We start from the raw sequence: 20,135 nt of genomic DNA on the forward strand, positions 1-20,135 counted from the left end.
GCGGCTCTAACAAAAAAGCCCCGGTATCTCTACCGGGGCTTCTTCTTACCGCTTGTAACTTACCACTTGCAGCTGCTTACGCCTGAACCACCGGGATCTTGGCGTTGGCCGCGGCTTCGCGGAACTCGGCGATCTGGTCGAAGCTCAGGTAGCGGTAGACGTCGGCAGCCATGCTGTCGATGTCCTTGGCGTACTGCATGTACTCTTCAACGGTCGGCAGCTTGCCGATGATCGAAGCGACAGCAGCCAGCTCGGCCGAGGCCAGGTACACGTTGGTGGCGTCACCCAGACGGTTCGGGAAGTTACGGGTCGAGGTGGAGACCACGGTCGAACCGGTCTGCACACGTGCCTGGTTACCCATGCACAGCGAGCAGCCAGGCATTTCCATGCGCGCGCCAGCCTTGCCGTAGATGCCGTAGTAGCCTTCTTCGGTCAGCTGGTGAGCGTCCATCTTGGTTGGCGGGGCCAGCCACAGACGGGTCGGGATACCGCCCTTGACCTTGTCCAGCAGCTTGCCGGCAGCGCGGAAGTGACCAATGTTGGTCATGCACGAACCGATGAACACTTCGTCGATCTTCTCGCCTTGTACCGAGGACAGCAGGCGGGCGTCGTCCGGGTCGTTCGGCGCGCAGAGCACAGGCTCCTTGACGTCGGCCAGGTCGATTTCGATGATTTCGGCGTACTCGGCATCGGCGTCGGCCGACAGCAGCTCAGGCTTGGCCAGCCAGGCTTCCATGGCCTGGGCGCGGCGCTCCAGGGTGCGGGCATCGCCGTAGCCTTCGCCGATCATCCAGCGCAGCAGGGTGATGTTGGACTGCAGGTACTCGGCGATGGCCTTTTCCGGCAGCTTGATGGTGCAACCGGCGGCGGAGCGTTCGGCCGAGGCGTCGGACAGCTCGAAGGCTTGCTCGACGGTCAGGTCGTTGAGGCCTTCGATCTCCAGGATGCGGCCGGAGAAGGCGTTCTTCTTGCCTTTCTTCTCGACGGTCAGCAGGCCTTTCTGGATGGCGTAGTAAGGGATGGCATGGACCAGGTCACGCAGGGTGATGCCAGGCTGCAGCTTGCCCTTGAAGCGCACCAGGATCGACTCTGGCATGTCCAGCGGCATGACGCCGGTGGCGGCGGCGAAGGCCACCAGGCCCGAGCCTGCCGGGAACGAGATGCCGATCGGGAAGCGGGTGTGCGAGTCGCCACCGGTGCCGACGGTGTCAGGCATCAGCATGCGGTTCAGCCAGCTGTGGATGATGCCATCGCCCGGGCGCAGCGACACGCCGCCACGGGTGCGGATGAAGTCTGGCAGGGTGTGGTGGGTGGTGACGTCGATCGGCTTCGGATAGGCCGCGGTGTGGCAGAACGACTGCATTACCAGGTCGGCGGAGAAGCCCAGGCACGCCAGGTCTTTCAGCTCGTCGCGGGTCATCGGGCCAGTGGTGTCCTGGGAGCCGACGGTGGTCATCTTCGGCTCGCAGTAGGCACCTGGGCGCACGCCCTGGCCTTCCGGCAGACCGCAGGCGCGGCCGACCATCTTCTGCGCCAGGGTGAAGCCCTTGGTCGAAGCGGCTGGTTGCTCTGGCTTCTTGAACAGGTCCGATGGGGCCAGGCCCAGCTCGGCACGGGCTTTCTCGGTCAGGCCACGGCCGACGATCAGCGGGATACGGCCGCCAGCGCGGACTTCGTCCAGCAGCACTTCGGTCTTCAGCTCGAAGCTGGTGACCAGTTCGTCGCTGTCGTGGCGGCGCACTTCACCTTTGAACGGGTAGACGTCGATGACGTCGCCCATGCCCAGGTTGGTGCAGTCGAACTCGATCGGCAGGGCGCCGGCGTCTTCCATGGTGTTGTAGAAGATCGGAGCGATCTTGGTGCCGAAGCAGAAACCACCGGCGCGCTTGTTCGGTACATACGGGATGTCGTCGCCGAAGAACCACAGCACCGAGTTGGTGGCCGATTTACGCGAGGAACCGGTACCGACCACGTCACCGACGTAGGCGACCGGGAAGCCCTTGGCCTTGACCGCTTCGATCTGCGCCAGCGGGCCGACCGAACCAGGCTGCGAAGGCTCGATACCGTCGCGGGCCATCTTCAGCATGGCCAGGGCGTGCAGCGGGATGTCAGGGCGCGACCAGGCGTCCGGGGCAGGCGACAGGTCGTCGGTGTTGGTTTCGCCAGGCACCTTAAACACGGTCAGGGTGTACTTGTCGGCGATCGCCGGGCGCGAGGTGAACCACTCGCCGGCAGCCCAGGATTCCAGCACGGCCTTGGCGTGGGCATTGCCCGCCTTGGCTTTTTCGGCCACGTCGTGGAAGGCATCGAACATCAGCAGGGTGTGCTTGAGCTGTTCGGCCGCGACGGCGCCCAGTTCGGCGTCGTCCAGCAGCGCGACCAGCGTTTCGATGTTGTAGCCGCCCTGCATGGTACCCAGCAGCTCGGTGGCGTGCTTGCGGTCGATCAGCGGCGACTTGGCTTCACCCTTGGCGACAGCGGAGAGGAAAGCGGCCTTGACGTAGGCGGCTTCGTCGACTCCTGGCGGAACGCGGTTGGTGATCAGGTCTACGAGGAAGGCTTCTTCGCCGGCCGGCGGGTTTTTCAGCAGCTCGACCAGGCCTGCAGTTTGTTCGGCGTTCAGCGGCTGGGGCACGATACCCAGAGCGGCACGCTCTTCGATATGTTTGCGGTAGGCTTCAAGCACAGTTATTACCCTCATCAGTGGTCCCTAAAGGGAGTCCGGGACGCTCATCCAGCATTCTTCTGCACCCATGCGCTGAAGACGGCTTTTTGAGCCGGCAAGCCAGGGTCGCAGAGAATCCTTACAGAAGCTGTTTTCAAAGTTTTACGCCTGTAGAACGGAAGGCTGATGAGGGGTTGGCCGTGGCCATGCGCTCGCATGGACAGGGCCAACGCCGTTCTACCGGATGAACTGTGCTCGTGACGCTTTGAAAACAGCTTCCAACGGACATGGTTGCCTTGAAAAGGCGGAGTGATTCTACGGCAAAAATTAGCCGAAAGTAAGGCGGCGAAGAAGACTTTAACGGGTGACCCTGGTTAGACAAAGGGCTAACATGGGGCCGTGTTCCACCGCCAAGCCGTTGTTTTTACATGTCCAACCAATCCATCAAGACGCCTTGCGTCGGCCTCTGCTCCACCGTCTACGGAGACCTGGTTTGCCGCGGCTGCAAGCGCTTTCACCACGAAGTGATCCACTGGAACGGCTACGACGACGAGCAGAAGCGCGCCGTGTGGCTGCGCCTGGAGCAACTGCTGGTGCAGGTGATGATGGCCAAGCTGGAAGTGTTCGACAAGGCGCGCTTGCGCGAGCAGCTCGAACAGCGCTCGATCCGCTATGTGGCACAGCAGTCGGAATATTGCTGGGCCTACCAGCTGATCGCCCGCGGGGCGCGGATGATTCGCGACCTGGAGGCCTACGGGATGGCCTTGCTGCCGGAGTTCCGCGACTGGGAGCTGCCACAACTGCGCGACGCCATTGATCGGGAATTCTTTTTGCTTTCCGAGGCGCATTACCAGCGCTATATCGCCCCGAGCTTCTTGCGTGATGCTTTGGCGGCGGATCAGAAATAAGCGTTGCCCTCATCGCTGGCAAGCCAGCTCCCACAGGTTCCGCGCTGTCTTAAGAACGTGCGCAAGACCTGTGGGAGCTGGCTTGCCAGCGATAGGGCCCATGCAGATGCTCGATCAGTCGCCGGTGTACTCGCAGCCGCTGGTGCAGGTCTCGTGGATGCGCACCTTCGACAGTTCCGGCAGCAGCGGCTTGACCTGATCCCAGATCCACTTGGCGATCACTTCGCTGGTGGGGTTTTCCAGGCCCGGAATGTCGTTCAGGTAGTTGTGGTCCAGCTGCTCGTAGATCGGCTTGAAGATCGCCTTGATCTCGGAGAAGTCGCGGATCCAGCCGGTGTGCGGATCGAGCGGGCCGGTCAGGTGCAGGGCGACCTTGAACGAATGGCCATGCAGGCGGCCGCACTTGTGGCCGGCAGGGACGTTGGGCAGGCGGTGAGCCGATTCGAAGGTAAATTCCTTAAAGATTTCCACGCTGGCATAACTCTGTGTGAATCAACGATGCGCGCAGTCTACCAGCATGCCCGCTACAAGGCTTGCAACCGATCCTGCAACCGCCCGGTGGCGATCAGCTCCAACAGTTCGTCGCCCAGGCGCCGGCTTTCGGCGATGGCTTTGTACCAGTAACGCTTGCGGCTCGGCGCATCGCCCATGAAACGCTTGAAGTCGTTGCGATCCGGCAACTTGCCGTAGGGCAGGGTGGCCAGGTACTGCGGCGACGGGGTCATCAGCAGTACGTTCTGCAGGCGCGTGGCATCGCCCTTGCGCCAGGGCAGGGCCTTGTCGAACCAACCGGGCACCACCTTGTCGGTGAAGTGCGGATAGAGCACCAGGTCGTCGCCGCGGTAGGGCAGGTCCAGATGGTAGTCGAGCAACCCGCCGTCGCGGTAGGTGCCGGCTCCCGCGCCGGGGATGTCGCGTACACCCTCCATGACCATCGGGATCGAACCCGAGGCGAGCAGGGCGTGGCGCAGGTTGGCCAGGTCCAGCGGCAGGCTGCGCGAGGGGAAGTCGGTGAGCGCCTCCAGCGGTGGCGCGGCACGTTCATCGTGCAGGATCACCCGCTCGAAGTGCCGGGCCAGGTGCGAGCGGCCCAGCAGGTTGCTGGCGATCACCGAGCCCAGCCCCACACCCAGGCGGCCACGGTGGTCGTGGGCGAGCTGGCCGTGGCTCTTCACCACCAGGATGTTCAGGCGATAGTGCGGGTTGGCGAGGATCTGCCCATCACGGCCCTGCAGCAGGTCGTCGAGCATGCGTTGGCAGCTCTGGCTGATTTCCCTGGGGGTCACGCCCTTGGCGAAATCCTGCTCGGTATACAGCTCGCCCAGGCGGCGGATGCCGGCCACCGGGTCGTCGAGGCAGGCACTGGCGAAACGCCAGGAGCCGATCGAGGCGCCGATCAATGCTCGTTGCCGTGGTGCGGTCGGCAGCCATTCACCGAACAGGGCCAGGTCCAGGCCCTGGATTCCCAAGGGTTTGGGGCCACCGGCGGCGCCCGGCAGCACGCCGACATCGGCGGCCAGCAGGCCGCGCTCGCGAATCTGCCGCAAGGCGCGCTGGCCGGCCTTGAAGGTCAGGGCGGGGTACTTGATGTGGATGGCGCTCATGGCGGGGTCTCGGGCAGGGCAGGCGGGCAGTATAGGGCTTTATTGTGAGGCGGCGATGCCATCACCGCCCCACGTGGCCGCGACAAGGCCGCAAGCTGCGCTATCATGCGGCCAGCTGTTTTCAGGTTGAGTTAAGGACCGGTGGTTAATCTTAACCCCGTAGACAAATTGCACATCTCGCTGGAGAGAACCTCATGAAAACTTTGACTGCCCTGTTCACCGCCGCCACCCTCGCTTTCGGTGCCAATGCCGCCTTCGCCAAGGATGTGCAGCCCGATGAAGTGGTCAAGCTAGTGAACGCCAAGACCATCAAGTCGCTGGATGAACTGAAGGCCGCCGCCGTGGCCAAGCATCCCGGCGCCACCGTGACCGACTCGGAACTCGAGGACGAGTACGGCCGCTACATCTACAAGGTCGACCTGCGTGATGCCCAGAACGTCGAATGGGACGTGGCCCTGGATGCCAAGACCGGTGAAGTCCTAAAGGACGAGCGAGACAACTGATGCCTGCACTACCGCGAACGGCACGCTACCTGGCCTTGGCCCTGTTGACCGTCTGTTCGCTGGCCGCCGCGCGCGACCTGGACCAGGATGAAGCCCTGGAGCTTCGGCAAAAGGGCATCATCCTGCCGCTGGAGCAATTGCTCGAAGCCGCCCTGGGGCGTTACCCCGGGGCACGGCTGCTGGAGGCGGAACTGGAAGAGAAGCACGAGCGCTACGAGTACGAGGTCGAGCTGCTGACCCCGGCGGGGGTGGTGCGCGAGATCAAGCTCGACGCCCGCACCGGCGCGCTGCTCAAAGACGAGGAAGACGACTGAATGCGCCTGCTGCTTGTCGAGGACAATGTCCCCCTGGCCGATGAACTGACCGCCACCCTGCAGCGCCAGGGTTATGCCGTGGACTGGCTGGCCGATGGCCGCGATGCGGTGTACCAGGGCCAGAGCGAACCCTACGACCTGATCATCCTCGACCTGGGCCTGCCCGGGCTGCCGGGGCTCGAAGTGCTGGGGCAATGGCGCGCGAGCGGCCTGGCCACCCCGGTGCTGATCCTCACCGCCCGTGGCTCCTGGGCCGAGCGTATCGAGGGCCTCAAGGCCGGGGCCGACGACTACCTGAGCAAGCCCTTCCACCCCGAGGAGCTGCAACTGCGCATCCAGGCCCTGTTGCGCCGGGCCAAGGGGCTGGCCAACCAGCCGAAACTGGAAGCGGCCGGCCTGCACCTGGACGAGTCGCGCCAGTGCGTGAGCCGTGAGGGTGTCGATGTCCAGCTCACCGCCGCCGAGTTCCGCCTGTTGCGCTATTTCATGCTGCATCCGGGGCAGGTGCTGTCCAAGAGCCACCTGGCCGAGCACCTTTACGACGGGGAAACCGAGCGTGATTCCAATGTGCTGGAAGTGCACGTCAACCACCTGCGGCGCAAACTCGGGCGCAGCGTGATCGAGACCCGCCGCGGCCAGGGCTACGTGTATGCCGGGAGCGCCGCGTGAAGTCGATCCAGGCGCGCCTGAGCCTGGGCCTGGTGGCGGTACTGGTAGTGGTTGGGCTGGCCCTGGCGCAGTTGACCTTGTGGCTGTTCGAGGCGGGCCTGCAGCGCTACCTGGAAGCTGGCCTGCGCAAGGAAAGCGAAAACCTGCTGGTGGCGCTGGTGCGTGGCCCGTCCGGCCTGCAGTTGGACGAGCGACGGCTGTCGGCAGCCTACCAGCAGCCGTTCTCGGGCTACTACTTCCGCATCGATTTCGACCAGGGTACCTGGCGCTCCCGTTCGTTATGGGACATGGACATGCCCAAGCCCGGCAAGCCCGGCCTGGACGACGGTCACGAACTAGGCCCTGAGGGCCAGCAACTGCTGGCCTATCGTGGGGACTACCGGCGGCTCGGCCAGGACATCTCGATCAGTGTGGCCCAGGACTACTCACCGGTGCGCGAGGGCTTTCGACGCATGCAGCAGATCGGCCTGGGCCTGGGGCTGGTGGCGTTGATATTGGTCCTGGTGCTGCAGCGCCTCACCGTCACCCGCTCGTTGCGCCCGCTGGAGCGGGCGCGCCAGCAAATCGCCCAGTTGCAGCAGGGCCAGCGTTCGCAACTGGACGCCGAGGTCCCAAGCGAACTGCAACCGCTGGTGGACCAGATCAACCACCTGCTGACCCATACCGAAGACAGCCTGCGCCGTTCGCGCAATGCCCTGGGCAACCTCGGTCATGCCTTGAAGACGCCGCTGGCGGTGCTTGTCAGCCTGGCTGCCAGCGAACGCCTGCAGGCGTTGCCCGAGGTGCGCGCGCAGATGCGTGAGCAACTGGAGCAGATCCAACAACGCCTGGCTCGCGAACTCAACCGCGCGCGCCTGGCCGGCGATGCCTTGCCCGGCGCGCAGTTCGACTGTGATGCCGAACTGCCCGGGCTGCTGGCGACGCTGGGGATGATCCATGGCGAAGGCCTGCTGCTCGAGCGCGACGTGCCTCCAGGCTTGTTGCTGCCCTGGGACCGCGAGGATTTGCTGGAGCTGCTCGGCAACCTGCTGGACAACGCCTGCAAATGGGCCGACAGCGAGGTGCGCCTGGGCATCGCGCCAACCACCGAGGGTTACCAGCTGTGGGTCGATGACGATGGCCCGGGCATCCCTGAGGCGCAACGCCTGCAAGTGCTCGAGCGCGGCTCGCGGCTGGACGAGCAGGTCGATGGCCATGGCCTGGGGCTGGGCATCGTGCGCGACATCGTCGAGGCCTGGGGTGGGCGCATCGCACTGCTGGAAAGCCCGCTGGGCGGATTGCGAGTGAGTATCGAGCTGCCCCGCAAGGTCCGCTGAATCAAGCCGCTCCTGCTGGGGACCAGATCAAGCCTGCAAAAAAATTGCAGTACAGCCGCAGTTTTTTGAATTGGCCCAGCGCCACTTGCGCCCGGCACAATGCCGGCCACGAAACCTTGCGGTTTCCATCTCTCCAAGGACGGAGCCCCTTGCGCCACTGCATTGCGCAACACAGGGCCCAGGCCGGTCGCGCTGGGCTTTCTTTTTACCATCAGAAGAACACGATCAAGTCACCTCGATGTCTGCCTCGCGTCCCGAATCCCGCTTGCAGCGCCTGCTCCCGGCGCCGCTGAACATCCCTCCCCGAGAATGGTTGCGTGCAGGTCTTGGCGCGCTGCTCGGCCTGTTTCTCGCCGGTTATCTTTGCAGCCTGGCCTATGGGCCATCGATCGCCCTGCATCTGCTGGGCCCGCTCGCAGCCTCGGCGGTGCTGGTGTTCGCCGTGCACTCCGGTCCGTTGGCCCAACCCTGGCCCGTGCTGGGCAGCTACGCGCTGGCGGCTGTCGTAGGCCTGGCCATGCGCCACGTCTTCGGCGATGGGCTGTGGGTCGCGGCGGCGGCGTTGGGCATCGCCATCCTGGCAATGTGCCTGCTGCGCTGTCTGCACCCGCCCGGTGGCGGCGTGGCGGCCAGCGCGGTGCTGGCCGATCCGGGGCTGGTGGCCATGGGTGACCACCTGCTCGAGCCGGTATTGCTCAATGCGCTGATCCTGGTAGGTGTGGCCGTGCTCTACAACCGTCTGACCGGCGTGCGCTACCCCAAGGGCGCGATCCCGCGCCGCGACTTGCACCACACCCACGACCCGCTGCCGGGCGAGCGGGTCGGTATCAGCGCCGGGGACCTGGATCAGGCCCTGGAGGAGATCGGCGAGTTCGTCGATGTCACCCGTGACGAGCTGGAGCGGATCATCCTGGCCACCGAGCAGCACGCCCTGCACCGCAGCCTGGGCGGCATCACCGCCAGCTCGGTGATGTCCCGCGACGTGCAGTGGGCAACGCCGCGCACCACCCTCGAACAGGCCTGGAAGCTGTTGTCCGGCCATCACCTCAAGACCCTGCCGGTACTGGAAGAGGGACGCCTGGTGGGGATCGTCAGCCTCAGCGACCTGGTCGGCCCGGCCATGGCCCGTGGGCGTTTCAGCTGGCGGGGCCTGTTCCGGCGCAAGGTGGTGCGCCTGGAGCAGGTGATGAGCCGGCGGGTGGTCAGTGTCGGCAGCCAGCATCCGCTGGAGCGCCTGTTGCCGTTGCTCAGTGAACAGGGGCTGCACTGCCTGCCGGTGCTCGACGACGAAAAGCTGGTGGGGGTGATCACCCAGACCGACCTGATCGCCGGCCTCAAGCGGCACCTGCTCACTGCCGCGGCGCAGGGCTCAGATCACCGGGTCCCAGCGCTGTGACCAGTCGCTTTCGCCAGCGGCCACCAGCCGGTGCAACACGCTAAAGGCCTGCTGCAACGCGTCGCTGTCGCGTTCGCGGGCATGCACCAGGAAGGTCGGGTAGGTGAATTCCGGCGCCTGGGGCACGCGCTCGAACACCCCGCTTTGCAGGTAGGCCTGGACCACCCGGGTGCGAAAATAGCCGCTGCCGCCGTGCTCGAGAATGAACTGCAGGGCCAGGGGCCCGAGGTTGAAGCTCAGGGCCGGGCGCGACAGGTCGGGCAGGGCGGCGTCATGCTGGCGGCGGAACGCTTCGCCCCAGTCGATGTAGATGTAGGGATCGGGCGCATCGACCCGGCGCACGCGGATTAGCTTCTCTTCCATCAACTGTTCGACCTGCAGGCCGGGGCCATAGGTCGGCTGGTAGACCAACGCGGCGTCGAGCAAGCCCATCTCCACCTTGCGCAGCAGCGCTTCGCCATCGCTGACCTCGCTGCGGATGGCATGGCTGGGCAGTTCCTGGTGCAGGGCGCTGACCCAATCGAGCAGCATCGGGTTGCCCAGGCTCACCTCGGCGCCCACATGCAGCACCTGCTGGCAGCCCTGGGGCAGCGGCAGGTCACGGCGCGCCGCTTCCCAGGTCTGCACCAGCTGGTTGGCATAGCTGACGAACGCCTCGCCATCGGTGGTCAGGCTGGCGCCGTTGCGGCTGCGCACGAACAGCTGGCAGCCCAGTTGCTGCTCCAGGCGCTGCACGCGGGCACTAATCGCCGTCTGTGAGACGAACAGGCGTTCGGCGGCGGCGACCAGGCTGCCGCAGCGGACGATTTCCAGGAAGGTGCGGGCCTGATCGATGTCCATGGTGCTGCTTCTGTGGCTGGAGAGGCGCCTATTCTAGAGCCATTGCACCTGTTTGGGGCGCTGGTTCAGCCACGTGCCAGTTCAGCCACGCGCCAGCTCAGCCAGATGTGCCGTGGCCTCTTCGCTCTTGAGCACCAGCACATCACCTTCCAGCGCATCCAGGACCACTTCCGCCGTGTTGCCGATCAGCGCCCCGGAGATACCGGTGCGGGCCACGGTACCGACGATGGTCACCACCGCGTCGAGTTTCTTCTCGGTATAGGGGATCAGTACGTCGGCCGGCCCTTCGGCGATATGCAGCCTGTCATCGGTAATGTCGAATTCCGCCTGGAACGCCGTGCACGCCTCGCGATAGCGTTTCTCGATGGTCTCCGTGAGCTGGTAGACCGGGTCGGAAGCCGACAGCATCGGCGATGGATGGGCGCTGATCACGTGCAGTTGGCCTTTGGCCAGGCTGGCGATGTCATAGCCGTGATCGATGATGCTGGCATGCAACAGGCGATGGGCCTCGTCCTGGTTGCCCACATCCACCGCCGCCAGGATCACGCCGCCGGTCCAGGGGCGTTCGCTCTTGACCATCAGCACCGCGCAGGGGCACTCGCGCAGCAGCTTCCAGTCACTGGGGGTCAGCAGTGCCTTGCGCAGGGGATTGTCCGGGCGGTGCTCCTTGATCACCAGTTCACAGCCTTCCGCTTGCTGCACATGGATGATCGACTGGTGCAGGCTGTCCTTCCACTTCTGTTCATGGGTGACATTGTCGTAGCCATCGTCATGCAACTGGCTGCTTAGCAGGCTCAACAGCGCGCTGTGGTCCTGCTTCTTGTCGCACATCAGCAGGTGCAGGCGCGCACCGGTCACCCCGGCAATCAGTTTGGCCCGGGTCAGGGCCCGGCTATGGGCGTGCTCGGGGTCGAGGACGACGAGGATGCTGCGCACGGCTTGCATGGGCGTGAACTCCTTTCGCGGATGGCGACCAATGCCTGACTATAGACGGCGCGGCGGCTGCCGCCGGTTGACCTGCATCAAGCATAGTCACTGGCGCTCGCCAGCGCCGCCGGTATAATCGCCGGTCCCGCCGATGTCCCCTGCGATTGTGAGTACCATGTCCCTGATTCCTGAAATCGATGCCTTCCTGGGTTGCCGCACCCCTGACGCCTGGATCGAGGCGGCACTGGCCGACCAGGAAACCCTGCTGATCGATCACAAGAATTGCGAGTTCAAGGCCGCCAGCACGGCGCTGAGCCTGATCGCCAAGTACAACACTCACCTCGACCTGATCAACATGATGTCGCGCCTGGCCCGCGAGGAGCTGGTGCACCACGAGCAGGTGCTGCGCCTGATGAAGCGTCGCGGCGTGCCGCTACGGCCGGTGTCGGCCGGGCGCTATGCCTCGGGGCTGCGGCGGCTGGTCCGGGCGCATGAGCCGGTGAAACTGGTGGACACCCTGGTGGTGGGGGCCTTTATCGAGGCGCGCAGCTGCGAACGCTTCGCCGCCCTGGTGCCGCACCTGGACGAGGAGCTGGGCACCTTCTACCACGGCCTGCTCAAGAGCGAGGCGCGGCACTATCAAGGCTATTTGAAACTGGCCCACCAGTACGGCGATGAAGCGGACATTGCCCGGGTGGTGGAGCAGGTGCGCGAAGCGGAGGTCGGGCTGATCACCTCGCCCGACCAGGAACTGCGCTTCCACAGCGGTATTCCCCAGGCTCAGGCCGCCTGAGCTATTGCCGGCGACCGAGCAGCAGCCCGACCACCAGGCCGAAGCCTGCAGAGACCGCCACGGTCTGCCAAGGGTGGCCACCGATGTACTCCTGGGTCGCCTCGACCACCGGCTGCGCCTTCTGGCCCAGGCGGCTGGTGGCATCGCGCGCCTGGCGCAACTTGAGCCCCAACTGCGCGCGGATGCCTTCGGCTTCCTCGCCGACCAGCGACGCGCTGTCGCTGAGCAGCTTCTCGGATTCCTCGATCAATGCCTGTAGTTCGCTGAACACCTGATCCTTGATCTGGTCGTTGTTGCCTTGCGCAGCGGTTTTCCTGGCCATGTACACATCCTCGTGAAGGGTTGGGCGTTGAACAATGGATGCCACGCTGCCGGGAAAGTTGCAGCGGCGTACCGGTGGCACGTCGACGCAGTGTAAGATAGCGCCCATTTTCCAGCGGCAGGTAATACCCGATGAGTTTCAATCTGGCCAACATGAGCTTCCAGGAACGGGCACAGATCGAGGCAGAAAAGGCCCGCTTGTTCGACTACTGGCAGAACAACCTGGGCAAGGCCAAGGGCGAGGCGGCGCGCCTGATCGCAGAGAAGCCACGGCGCAAGGGCAAGTGGGCCGAGTGGGTGCGCGCCGAACTCGACGGCATGTCGCCGCCGGAGTTCAACCAGCTGGTGCGCAGCGAAGTGAACAAGATGATGGCCGCCGCCAGCGCCAACCGCTGAGCCAGGCGAACACCCCGAACGCCTGCGCTGGAGAATCCAACAGACCTTCCTGACTGGAGTTCCCTCGATGCCCAAGTCCATCGTCGCCGCCCTGCAGATCGGTTCGCTGCCTGGCGGCAAGGCCGCCACCCTGGCGCAGATCCTCGACTACGAGCAGGCCATCCGCGACGCCGGTGCCAACCTGGTGGTGATGCCCGAGGCCTTGCTCGGTGGCTATCCGAAAGGCGAAGGGTTCGGCACCCAGCTCGGCTATCGCCTGCCTGAGGGGCGTGAAGCCTTCGCCCGCTATTTCGCCAATGCCATCGATGTGCCAGGGCCCGAGACCGACACTTTGGCCGGCTTGTCGGCGCGTACCGGAGCGAGCCTGGTGATCGGCGTGATCGAGCGCAGCGGCAATACCCTGTATTGCACGGTGCTGTTTTTCGAGCCGCACACCGGCCTGGTGGCCAAGCACCGCAAGCTGATGCCCACCGGCACCGAACGGCTGATCTGGGGCAAGGGTGACGGCTCCACACTGCCGGTAATCGAAAGCCGTGCCGGGCGAATCGGCGCGGCAGTGTGCTGGGAGAACTACATGCCGCTGCTGCGCACCGCGATGTACGCCAAAGGGGTGCAGTTATGGTGCGCGCCGACAGTGGACGAGCGCGAGTTGTGGCAGGTGAGCATGCGCCACATCGCTGCCGAGGGGCGCTGCTTTGTCATCAGCGCCTGCCAGGTGCAGGATTCGCCCGCCGCACTGGGCCTGGAGGTGGCCAACTGGCCGGCCGAGCGGCCTTTGATCAATGGCGGCAGCGTGATCGTCGGCCCACTTGGGGAGGTGCTGGCCGGGCCGCTGGTGGGCGAGCGTGGCCTGCTCTGCGCCGAGGTCGATACCGATGAGCTGGTGCGTGCGCGCTACGATTTCGATGTGGTCGGCCACTATGCGCGGCCGGATGTGTTCGAGCTCAGCGTGGACGAGCGTCCGCGGCCCGGAGTACGTTTCGTCGGTTCATCCAGCGCAGGTGAGTGATCAGCCAGCCTGCCGGCTGATTACCAGGCAGGGCCTGCGGCCGTTGGCAGGTCGAGCTTGCCTTTGTCGGTAAAACGCACGGTACCGAGCGGCCCTCCCGCCAGCTTGCCGCGCAACACATAGGGCAGGCCCTGCAGCGAGTCCACCCGGCTCAGGCCGTAGGCCTGGCGCAGGAAGGCGAAGGCGGTGACGCTCACCGGCACCACCAGCACCGCTTCGTCGTAGCGGCCGATGTGCCCACGCTGGTCGCTCACCCCGGCCGCCAGGGGCTGGTCGTTGACTTCCAGGTTGAGGGCGATGCCGTTGAAATCCACCGGGGTTTCGTTGGGGTTCTGCACGCGGATCTTCACCGCCATGCGCAGCTCCAGATCCTGGCCAGGCAATGGATCGATGCCGATCACGCTGATGTTCAGCGGGTCGCGACCCTGGAACAGGGCGCAGGCGTTCAGGCCAAGGGTCAGCAGCAGGATCAGGCAGATGCGGGCATACATGGGGATCTGGCCTTGTGGCACGGGCGAGTCGGCAGTGTCGCAAATGCGTGGCGGCGATGAAAGCGGGGCCTGCCGACGTTGCGGGCCTAACGCGAGCCGAATGTCATACGCAAGTCATCCATGAAGGCTTGCTGCGCCTCACCGGGTGTTTGCCCGCGATGCCTGGCCAGGGTGAACGGCACCACGAAATCCAGCGCGGTATCCAGCGCCCGTAACAGGCCCTGGGCCTCCCAGGGCGCGGCGCAGTGACACGGCAGAAAGCCGATGTGTCGCCCTGACAGGATGAATGTCAGCGCGCTGTCGATCTGCTCTGCCACCGCCATGCTGTGGCGGCTCTGGAACGGCTCGCCCTGTTTGAGAAAACGATAGGGGTGGCTTACCTGGTCGGACTCGAGCAACTGCTCGCGGGTTACCAGGGCCTGGCTGAACAACACGTGCCCCTTGCCGCAGTAAAGCCTCTGGCGCTCCTCGAACAGCGGCAGGTAGTCGAACGCCGCCTGGTTGCCGGAGAAGTAGCTGATGGCGCAGTCCAGGCGCTGCTCCAGCAGCAAGCGTTCGAGTTCGGCTGGTGGCGCGCTGGTCAGTTCCAGGCGCACGCTCTCTTCACGCTGGCGAAACCGCGCGATGGCCTGGGCCAGGCGCAGGCTGACGTCACGGTCCTGGTTCTCGGCCAGGCCGATGCGCACGCTGCCCAGCAAGCGCCCGGCAACACCGTTGGCCTGTTGGCGGAACTGCTCGATCTGCAGCAGCAGGCCGCGGGTGGCCTGCAGCAGCAACTCGCCTTTCTCGGTCAGCCGGAAGCCACCCTTGCCCCGGCTGCACAGGCGATAACCCAGGCGGGTCTCCAGCTTCGCCATCTGCTGGCTGATGCTGGGCTGGCTGAGCCCGAGCACACCCTGGGCGGCGCTGAAGCCGCCGGCCTCGACTACAGTGACGAACAGCCGCAGCAGGTGCAGGTCCGGGTCGTGCAATTGTCCGAGCATCACATTGCTCCTGGTGAATGTCAGCTTCGCAAAGTTGCCATTTTTGCAATGTAACCCGGCAGGCATGCTGGCGGCATCCACCCCTATGCCGAGGTGTCCGCCATGCGTTCGACGTTGTGCCTGCTTTCATTGCTGATCGCCCTGCCGCTGCAGGCCGAAGAGAAGGTCGTCAACCTGTACAGCTGGGCCGACTATGTCGCCCCGCAAACCCTGGAACGTTTCGAGAAGGAGACCGGCTACAAGGTCCGCTACGACACCTTCGACACCACCGAGGTGCTGGAGACCAAGCTGCTCACCGGTGGCAGCGGCTACGACGTGGTGGTGCCGTCGGCCACGGTGCTGGCCCGAGCCCTCAAGGCCGGCGCCCTGCAGCCGCTGGAGGCGCAGGCGATGCCCGGCTATGCCAACCTCGACCCGGACCTGTTGGCCAAGCTGGCCGAGGCCGACCCCGGCAACCGCCATGCCGTGCCTTACACCTGGGGTACGCTGGGGCTGGGGGTGAACGTCGAGGCCGTACGCCAGCGCCTGGGCGATGTGCCCCTGGACAGCCTCGACCTGCTGTTCAAGCCTGAGTACGCCAGCCGTCTGAAGGACTGCGGCATCGCCATGCCGGACTCACCGCAGGAAGTGATCGGCGTGACCCTCAACTACCTGGGCAAGGACCCGTACAGCCAGGACAAGGCCGACCTGGACGCGGCGCAGGCGCTGTTGCAGCAACTGCAACCGTCGATCAGCTACGTGGCCAATGGCCGCCAGATCAACGACCTGGCCAACGGCAGCGTGTGCCTGGCGCTCACCTACAACGGCGATGCCGCCATGGCCGCCGACCAGGCGCGCCGTGCCGGCAAGCCCTTCGAGCTGATCTACCGCATCCCCCGCGAGGGCACGCTGGTGTGGCAGGACAACCTGGTGATCCCCAAGGACGCACCGCATCCGCAAGCCGCCCGCGCCTTCATCGCTTTCATGCTGCGCCCCGACTCGGTGGCGGCACTGACCAACACGCTGTTCTTCGCCAACGCCAACCAGGCCGCCACCCCGCTGGTGGACGCGGCGATCCGCAACGATCCGGACATCTACCCGTCGGCCGAGGTGCGCCAGCGCCTGTTCGCCGACCGCAGCATGGCGCTGGCCGACCTGCGCCAGCGCAACCGCCTGTGGACCGCCTTCCGCAGCCGCCAGTGAACGACAACGACAGGAGACACACCGTGGACCTAGCCCAGGACAACGACCAGGCCATCACCCGTGACAGCCTCTATGGCACCGCTGCCGAAAGTACCTACGCCGGTATCACCAGCTTTTCACGGCGCCGCTACAGCCGCGACCTGCGGGGTGTCGACGTGGTGGTAAGCGGCGTGCCGTTCGACACCGCCACCAGCAATCGCCCCGGCGCGCGCTTCGGTCCGCGGGCGATCCGCGCCGCTTCGGTGCAACAGGCCTGGGCCCGGCACTGGCCCTGGGCGTTCGATCCGTTCGACCACCTGGCGGTGATCGACTACGGCGACTGTGCGTTCGATAGCGGTACGCCGCAGTCGGTGCCGCAGAGCATCGAGGCGCATGCCGAGCACATTCTCGAGGCCGGCTGCGCCATGCTCACCTTGGGCGGAGACCATTTCATCAGCTATCCGCTGCTCAAGGCCCATGCCCGTCGGCATGGCCCGCTGGCGCTGGTGCACTTCGACGCGCACAGCGACACCTGGCCGGACGAGGAGGGCCAGCGCATCGACCATGGCACGATGTTCTGGCACGCGGCGCGGGAGGGGCTGGTGGACCCGGCGCGCTCGGTGCAGATCGGCCTGCGCACCACCAACGACGACAGCCAGGGCTTCGCCATTCTCGACGCCCGCCAGGTGCATCGCCAGGGCACCGAGGCGATCGTCGCTGCCATCCGCCAGCGGGTGGGCGACCGCCCGGTGTACCTGACCTTCGATATCGACTGCCTGGACCCGGCCTTCGCCCCCGGCACCGGCACGCCGGTATGCGGCGGCCTGAGCACGGTGCAGGCGCTGGAGATCCTCGGCGGGTTGCGCGGGATCAACCTGGTGGGGATGGACCTGGTGGAGGTGGCGCCGGCCTATGACCATGCCGATATCACCGCGCTGGCCGGCGCGACGCTGGCGATGGAGATGCTGTGCCTGTATGCGGCGCGGCACAAGGTAGATAGAGCCGAGTGACGCCAGGGCTGCATGGCAGCCCCTGGGGGCGCATACTGAAACATCAGGACCCAAATTCATCCTTTTGCGTCGAACCCTGCGCGCCGTAGGCTATCCAACCTTCGAGCGCGCCTTTTCGTACCGGAGGTGAAGCATGAATCCCACACTGCCAATCCTGGCCCTCGGCCTGGTGCTGGCGTTGCCACTGCAGGCCGCGCCCTTGGCGCCGCCACTGCTTGCCGCCAACGACAGCAACAACCCCTACAACAGCCCGATCATGCGCGCCAACCCCAACAGCCGGCAGGGCAGCGTACCGGCAATGCCGCCCGTGCGCGGCCCGTCCACGCAACCCAACCCGCGCCCCCCCACCCTCGACAACCGCGGTATCGGCAACGGTGAAAACCTGCGCCGCGAGCAGCAGACCCCGAACCTGGAACCCACCCGGCCACCACGCGACTCCCTACGTGTGCCCTGAGCCCTTGCAAAGGAAGCGAGCATGACCCCACGCACCTGGTTGACCACTCTGGCCGCGGCCAGCCTGTTGCCCTTGCTGGCGCAGGCCGCCGCCGAGCAACAGTACCCCAGCGAGGAGGGTCGGCTGACCGTCAGCACTGTTGCCGACGGCCTGCGCAATCCCTGGGCGCTGGCCTTCCTGCCCGGCGGCAAGGACATGCTGGTCACCGAACGCCCCGGCAACCTGCGCATCGTCAACGCCGAGGGCAAGGTCGGGCCGCCGCTCTCCGGCGTGCCCAAGGTCTGGGCCGAAGGGCAGGGTGGCCTGCTCGACGTGGTGCTCTCGCCTGAGTTCGCCAAGGACCGAACCGTATACCTGTCATATGCCGAAGAGGGTAGCGATGGCAAGGCGGGTACCGCCGTCGGTCGTGGCCAACTGACCCAGGACCAGTCGCGCCTGGAGAACTTCACGGTGATCTTCCGCCAGCAGCCCAAGTTGTCCGAAGGCAATCACTTCGGCTCGCGGCTGGTGTTCGACCGTGACGGCTACCTGTTCATCGCCTTGGGCGAGAACAACCAGCGTGCCACGTCGCAGGACCTGGACAAGCTGCAGGGCAAGATCGTACGCATCATGCCCGACGGCGAGGTACCCAAGGACAACCCCTTCGTCGGCCGCGACAACGTACGCCCGGAGATCTGGTCGTTCGGCCACCGCAACCAGCAGGGTGCGGCACTGAACCCCTGGACCGGCAAGCTGTGGACCCACGAGCACGGCCCGCGTGGCGGCGACGAGATCAACATCCCCAAGGCGGGCAAGAACTATGGCTGGCCGATTGCCACCCACGGCATCAACTACTCGTTGCTGCCGATCCCAGAGGCCAAGGGCAAGCACGTCGATGGCATGGTCGACCCCCATCATGTGTGGGAAAAGTCGCCGGGCATCAGCGGCATGGCGTTCTACGACAGCCCCACGTTCAAGGCCTGGGACCACAACCTGTTCATCGGTGCGCTGGCTACACAGGAGTTGATCCGGCTGAAGCTCGATGGCGACAAGGTCGTGCATGAAGAACGGCTGTTGGGTGACCTTAAAGCCAGGATTCGTGACGTGCGGGTAGGGCCGGATGGCTATCTGTACGTGTTGACCGATGCCAAGGATGGCGCCTTGCTGAAGGTGGGGCTGACGGAGGGATGATCGTACCGGCGTAAGCCCTGGGGCAAGCTACTACAGTTGCCCTGGGGCAATGTTGTGGGAGCGGGCTCGCCCCGCGATGGCGTACCATGCGCGGCATGACTCCCGAATCCCTTTATCACAAGGCGCTGGCCGAGCGCGGTTACGTTCCCGATCCCGCCCAGGCAGCCGCTGTGGCGGCCTTGCAGGCCTGCTTCGACGCCCTGTATCAGGGTAAGCCGACGCAAGGCCTGTACCTCTGGGGCCCGGTCGGTCGGGGCAAGACCTGGTTGATGGACCTGTTCCATCGCAGCCTGCAATTGCCGGCCCGGCGCCAGCATTTCCACCATTTCATGGCCTGGGTGCATCAGCGCCTGTTCCAGCTCAATGGCACCGCCGACCCGCTCGCGGCCCTGGCCCGGGCGCTGGCCGAAGAGATACGGGTGTTGTGTTTCGACGAGCTGTTCGTCAGCGATATCGGCGATGCGATCATCCTCGGCCGTCTGTTCCAGGTGTTGTTCGATCACGGTGTGGTGATCGTCGCCACCTCCAACCAGCCGCCCGACCAGCTGTACCGCGATGGCTTCAACCGCGAGCGGTTCCTGCCGGCCATCGCCGCCATCGAGCGGCACATGCGCGTGCTGGCGGTGGCGGGGGAGCAGGACCACCGCCTGCATCCCGGCCTGCAACAGCAACGCTACTGGGTCAGCGAGGCAGGGCAACCGAGCGCGCTCGCCGAGGTGTTTTGCCAGCTGAGCCCGGCCGATCCAGGCAGTGAGCAGCCGCTGCAGCTCGGCTCCCGGCGTATCGGCGTACTGCGCCGCAGCACGCAGGCCCTCTGGTGCCACTTCAGCGCTTTGTGCGAGCAGCCCCTGGCCGCCATGGACTTCATGGCCGTGTGCGACCGTTTTCCGGCGATCCTGGTCAGCGGCATTCCGGCCCTGGGTGGCGTCCAGCAGGCCGGGCGCATTGCCCGCGGTACCGAGGACGGGGCCGCCCGCGTCGAGGCCGGGGATCGCCAGTTGCCGACGCTGGCGCCGAAGGATGACAGCGTGCGGCGCTTCATTGCCCTGGTGGACGAATGCTACGACCGTCGGGTGTTGTTGTACCTGGAGGCCGAGGTGCCGCTGGAAGCGCTCTACACTGAAGGGTATCTGGCGTTCCCGTACCAACGGACCCTGAGCCGGCTACGGGAGATGCAACTGCAACGCTTCGCCTGAAGGAGCCGA

At 65.5% G+C, this 20,135-nt stretch carries 22 protein-coding genes; 14 read left to right on the forward strand and 8 right to left on the reverse strand.

The window, feature by feature from the left end:
* Positions 1-76: 76 nt before the first annotated feature.
* Entirely contained in the window at positions 77-2,686 is a 2,610-nt protein-coding gene (acnB, locus tag ACODS9_RS09455) for a bifunctional aconitate hydratase 2/2-methylisocitrate dehydratase (RefSeq protein ID WP_367859038.1), read from the reverse strand.
* 407 nt (positions 2,687-3,093) lie between these two features.
* Here acnB and ACODS9_RS09460 point away from each other — a divergent pair, with 407 nt between their 5' ends.
* On the forward strand, positions 3,094-3,573 hold the full coding sequence (locus ACODS9_RS09460) for a DUF1289 domain-containing protein (RefSeq protein WP_046854916.1): 480 nt from the start codon (positions 3,094-3,096) through the stop codon (positions 3,571-3,573).
* Positions 3,574-3,687: 114 nt separating this feature from the next.
* Here ACODS9_RS09460 and queD read toward each other — a convergent pair whose 3' ends face one another.
* Positions 3,688-4,044, reverse strand: coding sequence for a 6-carboxytetrahydropterin synthase QueD (queD, locus tag ACODS9_RS09465; RefSeq protein ID WP_023630589.1), 357 nt, complete (start codon positions 4,042-4,044; stop codon positions 3,688-3,690).
* Between the two features lie 53 nt (positions 4,045-4,097).
* Positions 4,098-5,177, reverse strand: a complete 1,080-nt coding sequence (locus ACODS9_RS09470) for a patatin-like phospholipase domain-containing protein (protein WP_401109309.1) — start codon at positions 5,175-5,177, stop codon at positions 4,098-4,100.
* 194 nt (positions 5,178-5,371) lie between these two features.
* On the opposite strand from ACODS9_RS09470, the gene ACODS9_RS09475 reads away from it, so the two are divergent.
* From ACODS9_RS09475 to ACODS9_RS09495, 5 genes are all read left to right on the forward strand, one after another.
* Complete coding sequence (locus tag ACODS9_RS09475; RefSeq protein ID WP_401109311.1) at positions 5,372-5,680, forward strand: PepSY domain-containing protein; 309 nt, start codon at positions 5,372-5,374, stop codon at positions 5,678-5,680.
* On the forward strand, positions 5,680-5,994 hold the full coding sequence (locus ACODS9_RS09480) for a PepSY domain-containing protein (RefSeq protein ID WP_023632694.1): 315 nt from the start codon (positions 5,680-5,682) through the stop codon (positions 5,992-5,994). Before ACODS9_RS09475 ends, ACODS9_RS09480 begins: the two co-directional genes overlap by 1 nt.
* Positions 5,995-6,663 carry a response regulator transcription factor gene (locus ACODS9_RS09485; protein ID WP_102683274.1) on the forward strand — a complete coding sequence of 223 codons (669 nt, stop codon included), beginning with the start codon at positions 5,995-5,997 and terminating at the stop codon, positions 6,661-6,663.
* Positions 6,660-7,979 carry a sensor histidine kinase gene (locus tag ACODS9_RS09490; protein ID WP_489093793.1) on the forward strand — a complete coding sequence of 440 codons (1,320 nt, stop codon included), beginning with the start codon at positions 6,660-6,662 and terminating at the stop codon, positions 7,977-7,979. Before ACODS9_RS09485 ends, ACODS9_RS09490 begins: the two co-directional genes overlap by 4 nt.
* 238 nt (positions 7,980-8,217) lie before the next feature.
* The gene (locus tag ACODS9_RS09495) at positions 8,218-9,375 is read left to right on the forward strand and encodes an HPP family protein (protein ID WP_401109321.1); all 1,158 of its coding nucleotides are present in this window, start codon (positions 8,218-8,220) and stop codon (positions 9,373-9,375) included.
* On the opposite strand, the gene ACODS9_RS09500 is transcribed toward ACODS9_RS09495, so the two are convergent.
* Both ACODS9_RS09500 and ACODS9_RS09505 read right to left on the reverse strand, forming a co-directional pair.
* Positions 9,349-10,215 carry a LysR family transcriptional regulator gene (locus ACODS9_RS09500; protein ID WP_401109324.1) on the reverse strand — a complete coding sequence of 289 codons (867 nt, stop codon included), beginning with the start codon at positions 10,213-10,215 and terminating at the stop codon, positions 9,349-9,351. The two genes, ACODS9_RS09495 and ACODS9_RS09500, sit on opposite strands and share 27 nt — an antisense overlap.
* Before the next feature lie 81 nt (positions 10,216-10,296).
* Positions 10,297-11,160 (reverse strand): universal stress protein, encoded by an 864-nt coding sequence (locus ACODS9_RS09505; RefSeq protein WP_111533035.1) that lies wholly within the window; start codon positions 11,158-11,160, stop codon positions 10,297-10,299.
* Between the two features lie 157 nt (positions 11,161-11,317).
* Here ACODS9_RS09505 and ACODS9_RS09510 point away from each other — a divergent pair, with 157 nt between their 5' ends.
* Complete coding sequence (locus tag ACODS9_RS09510; RefSeq protein ID WP_046854995.1) at positions 11,318-11,935, forward strand: MiaE family protein; 618 nt, start codon at positions 11,318-11,320, stop codon at positions 11,933-11,935.
* A gap of 1 nt (position 11,936) precedes the next feature.
* Here the strand turns inward: ACODS9_RS09510 and ACODS9_RS09515 are convergent, their stop codons facing one another.
* Positions 11,937-12,257, reverse strand: a complete 321-nt coding sequence (locus ACODS9_RS09515; protein WP_401109330.1) for an ElaB/YgaM/YqjD family protein — start codon at positions 12,255-12,257, stop codon at positions 11,937-11,939.
* Positions 12,258-12,388: 131 nt separating this feature from the next.
* Between ACODS9_RS09515 and ACODS9_RS09520 the strand changes: the two genes are divergently transcribed.
* Complete coding sequence (locus ACODS9_RS09520; RefSeq protein WP_023630897.1) at positions 12,389-12,652, forward strand: hypothetical protein; 264 nt, start codon at positions 12,389-12,391, stop codon at positions 12,650-12,652.
* Positions 12,653-12,719: 67 nt separating this feature from the next.
* The gene (locus ACODS9_RS09525; RefSeq protein WP_489093794.1) at positions 12,720-13,661 is read left to right on the forward strand and encodes a carbon-nitrogen hydrolase family protein; all 942 of its coding nucleotides are present in this window, start codon (positions 12,720-12,722) and stop codon (positions 13,659-13,661) included.
* A gap of 20 nt (positions 13,662-13,681) precedes the next feature.
* Here the strand turns inward: ACODS9_RS09525 and ACODS9_RS09530 are convergent, their stop codons facing one another.
* Together ACODS9_RS09530 and ACODS9_RS09535 are read right to left on the reverse strand one after the other, a co-directional pair.
* Complete coding sequence (locus tag ACODS9_RS09530; RefSeq protein WP_401109336.1) at positions 13,682-14,152, reverse strand: LEA/WHy family protein; 471 nt, start codon at positions 14,150-14,152, stop codon at positions 13,682-13,684.
* Positions 14,153-14,238: 86 nt separating this feature from the next.
* Complete coding sequence (locus ACODS9_RS09535) at positions 14,239-15,135, reverse strand: LysR family transcriptional regulator (protein WP_401109339.1); 897 nt, start codon at positions 15,133-15,135, stop codon at positions 14,239-14,241.
* A 102-nt stretch (positions 15,136-15,237) separates the two neighbouring features.
* Here ACODS9_RS09535 and ACODS9_RS09540 point away from each other — a divergent pair, with 102 nt between their 5' ends.
* From ACODS9_RS09540 to zapE, 5 genes are all read left to right on the forward strand, one after another.
* Positions 15,238-16,317 (forward strand): extracellular solute-binding protein, encoded by a 1,080-nt coding sequence (locus ACODS9_RS09540; protein WP_489093795.1) that lies wholly within the window; start codon positions 15,238-15,240, stop codon positions 16,315-16,317.
* 23 nt (positions 16,318-16,340) lie between these two features.
* A complete protein-coding gene (speB, locus tag ACODS9_RS09545) occupies positions 16,341-17,306 on the forward strand; it encodes an agmatinase (RefSeq protein WP_401109345.1) in 966 nt (321 codons plus the stop codon).
* 133 nt (positions 17,307-17,439) lie between these two features.
* A complete protein-coding gene (locus tag ACODS9_RS09550; protein ID WP_401109348.1) occupies positions 17,440-17,760 on the forward strand; it encodes a hypothetical protein in 321 nt (106 codons plus the stop codon).
* A gap of 21 nt (positions 17,761-17,781) precedes the next feature.
* A complete protein-coding gene (locus ACODS9_RS09555; protein WP_489093796.1) occupies positions 17,782-18,930 on the forward strand; it encodes a PQQ-dependent sugar dehydrogenase in 1,149 nt (382 codons plus the stop codon).
* A 95-nt stretch (positions 18,931-19,025) separates the two neighbouring features.
* Positions 19,026-20,126, forward strand: a complete 1,101-nt coding sequence (gene zapE / locus ACODS9_RS09560) for a cell division protein ZapE (RefSeq protein WP_489093797.1) — start codon at positions 19,026-19,028, stop codon at positions 20,124-20,126.
* The last annotated feature ends 9 nt before the right edge of the window (positions 20,127-20,135 follow it).

It is taken from the genome of Pseudomonas sp. FG36, assembly GCF_057809275.1.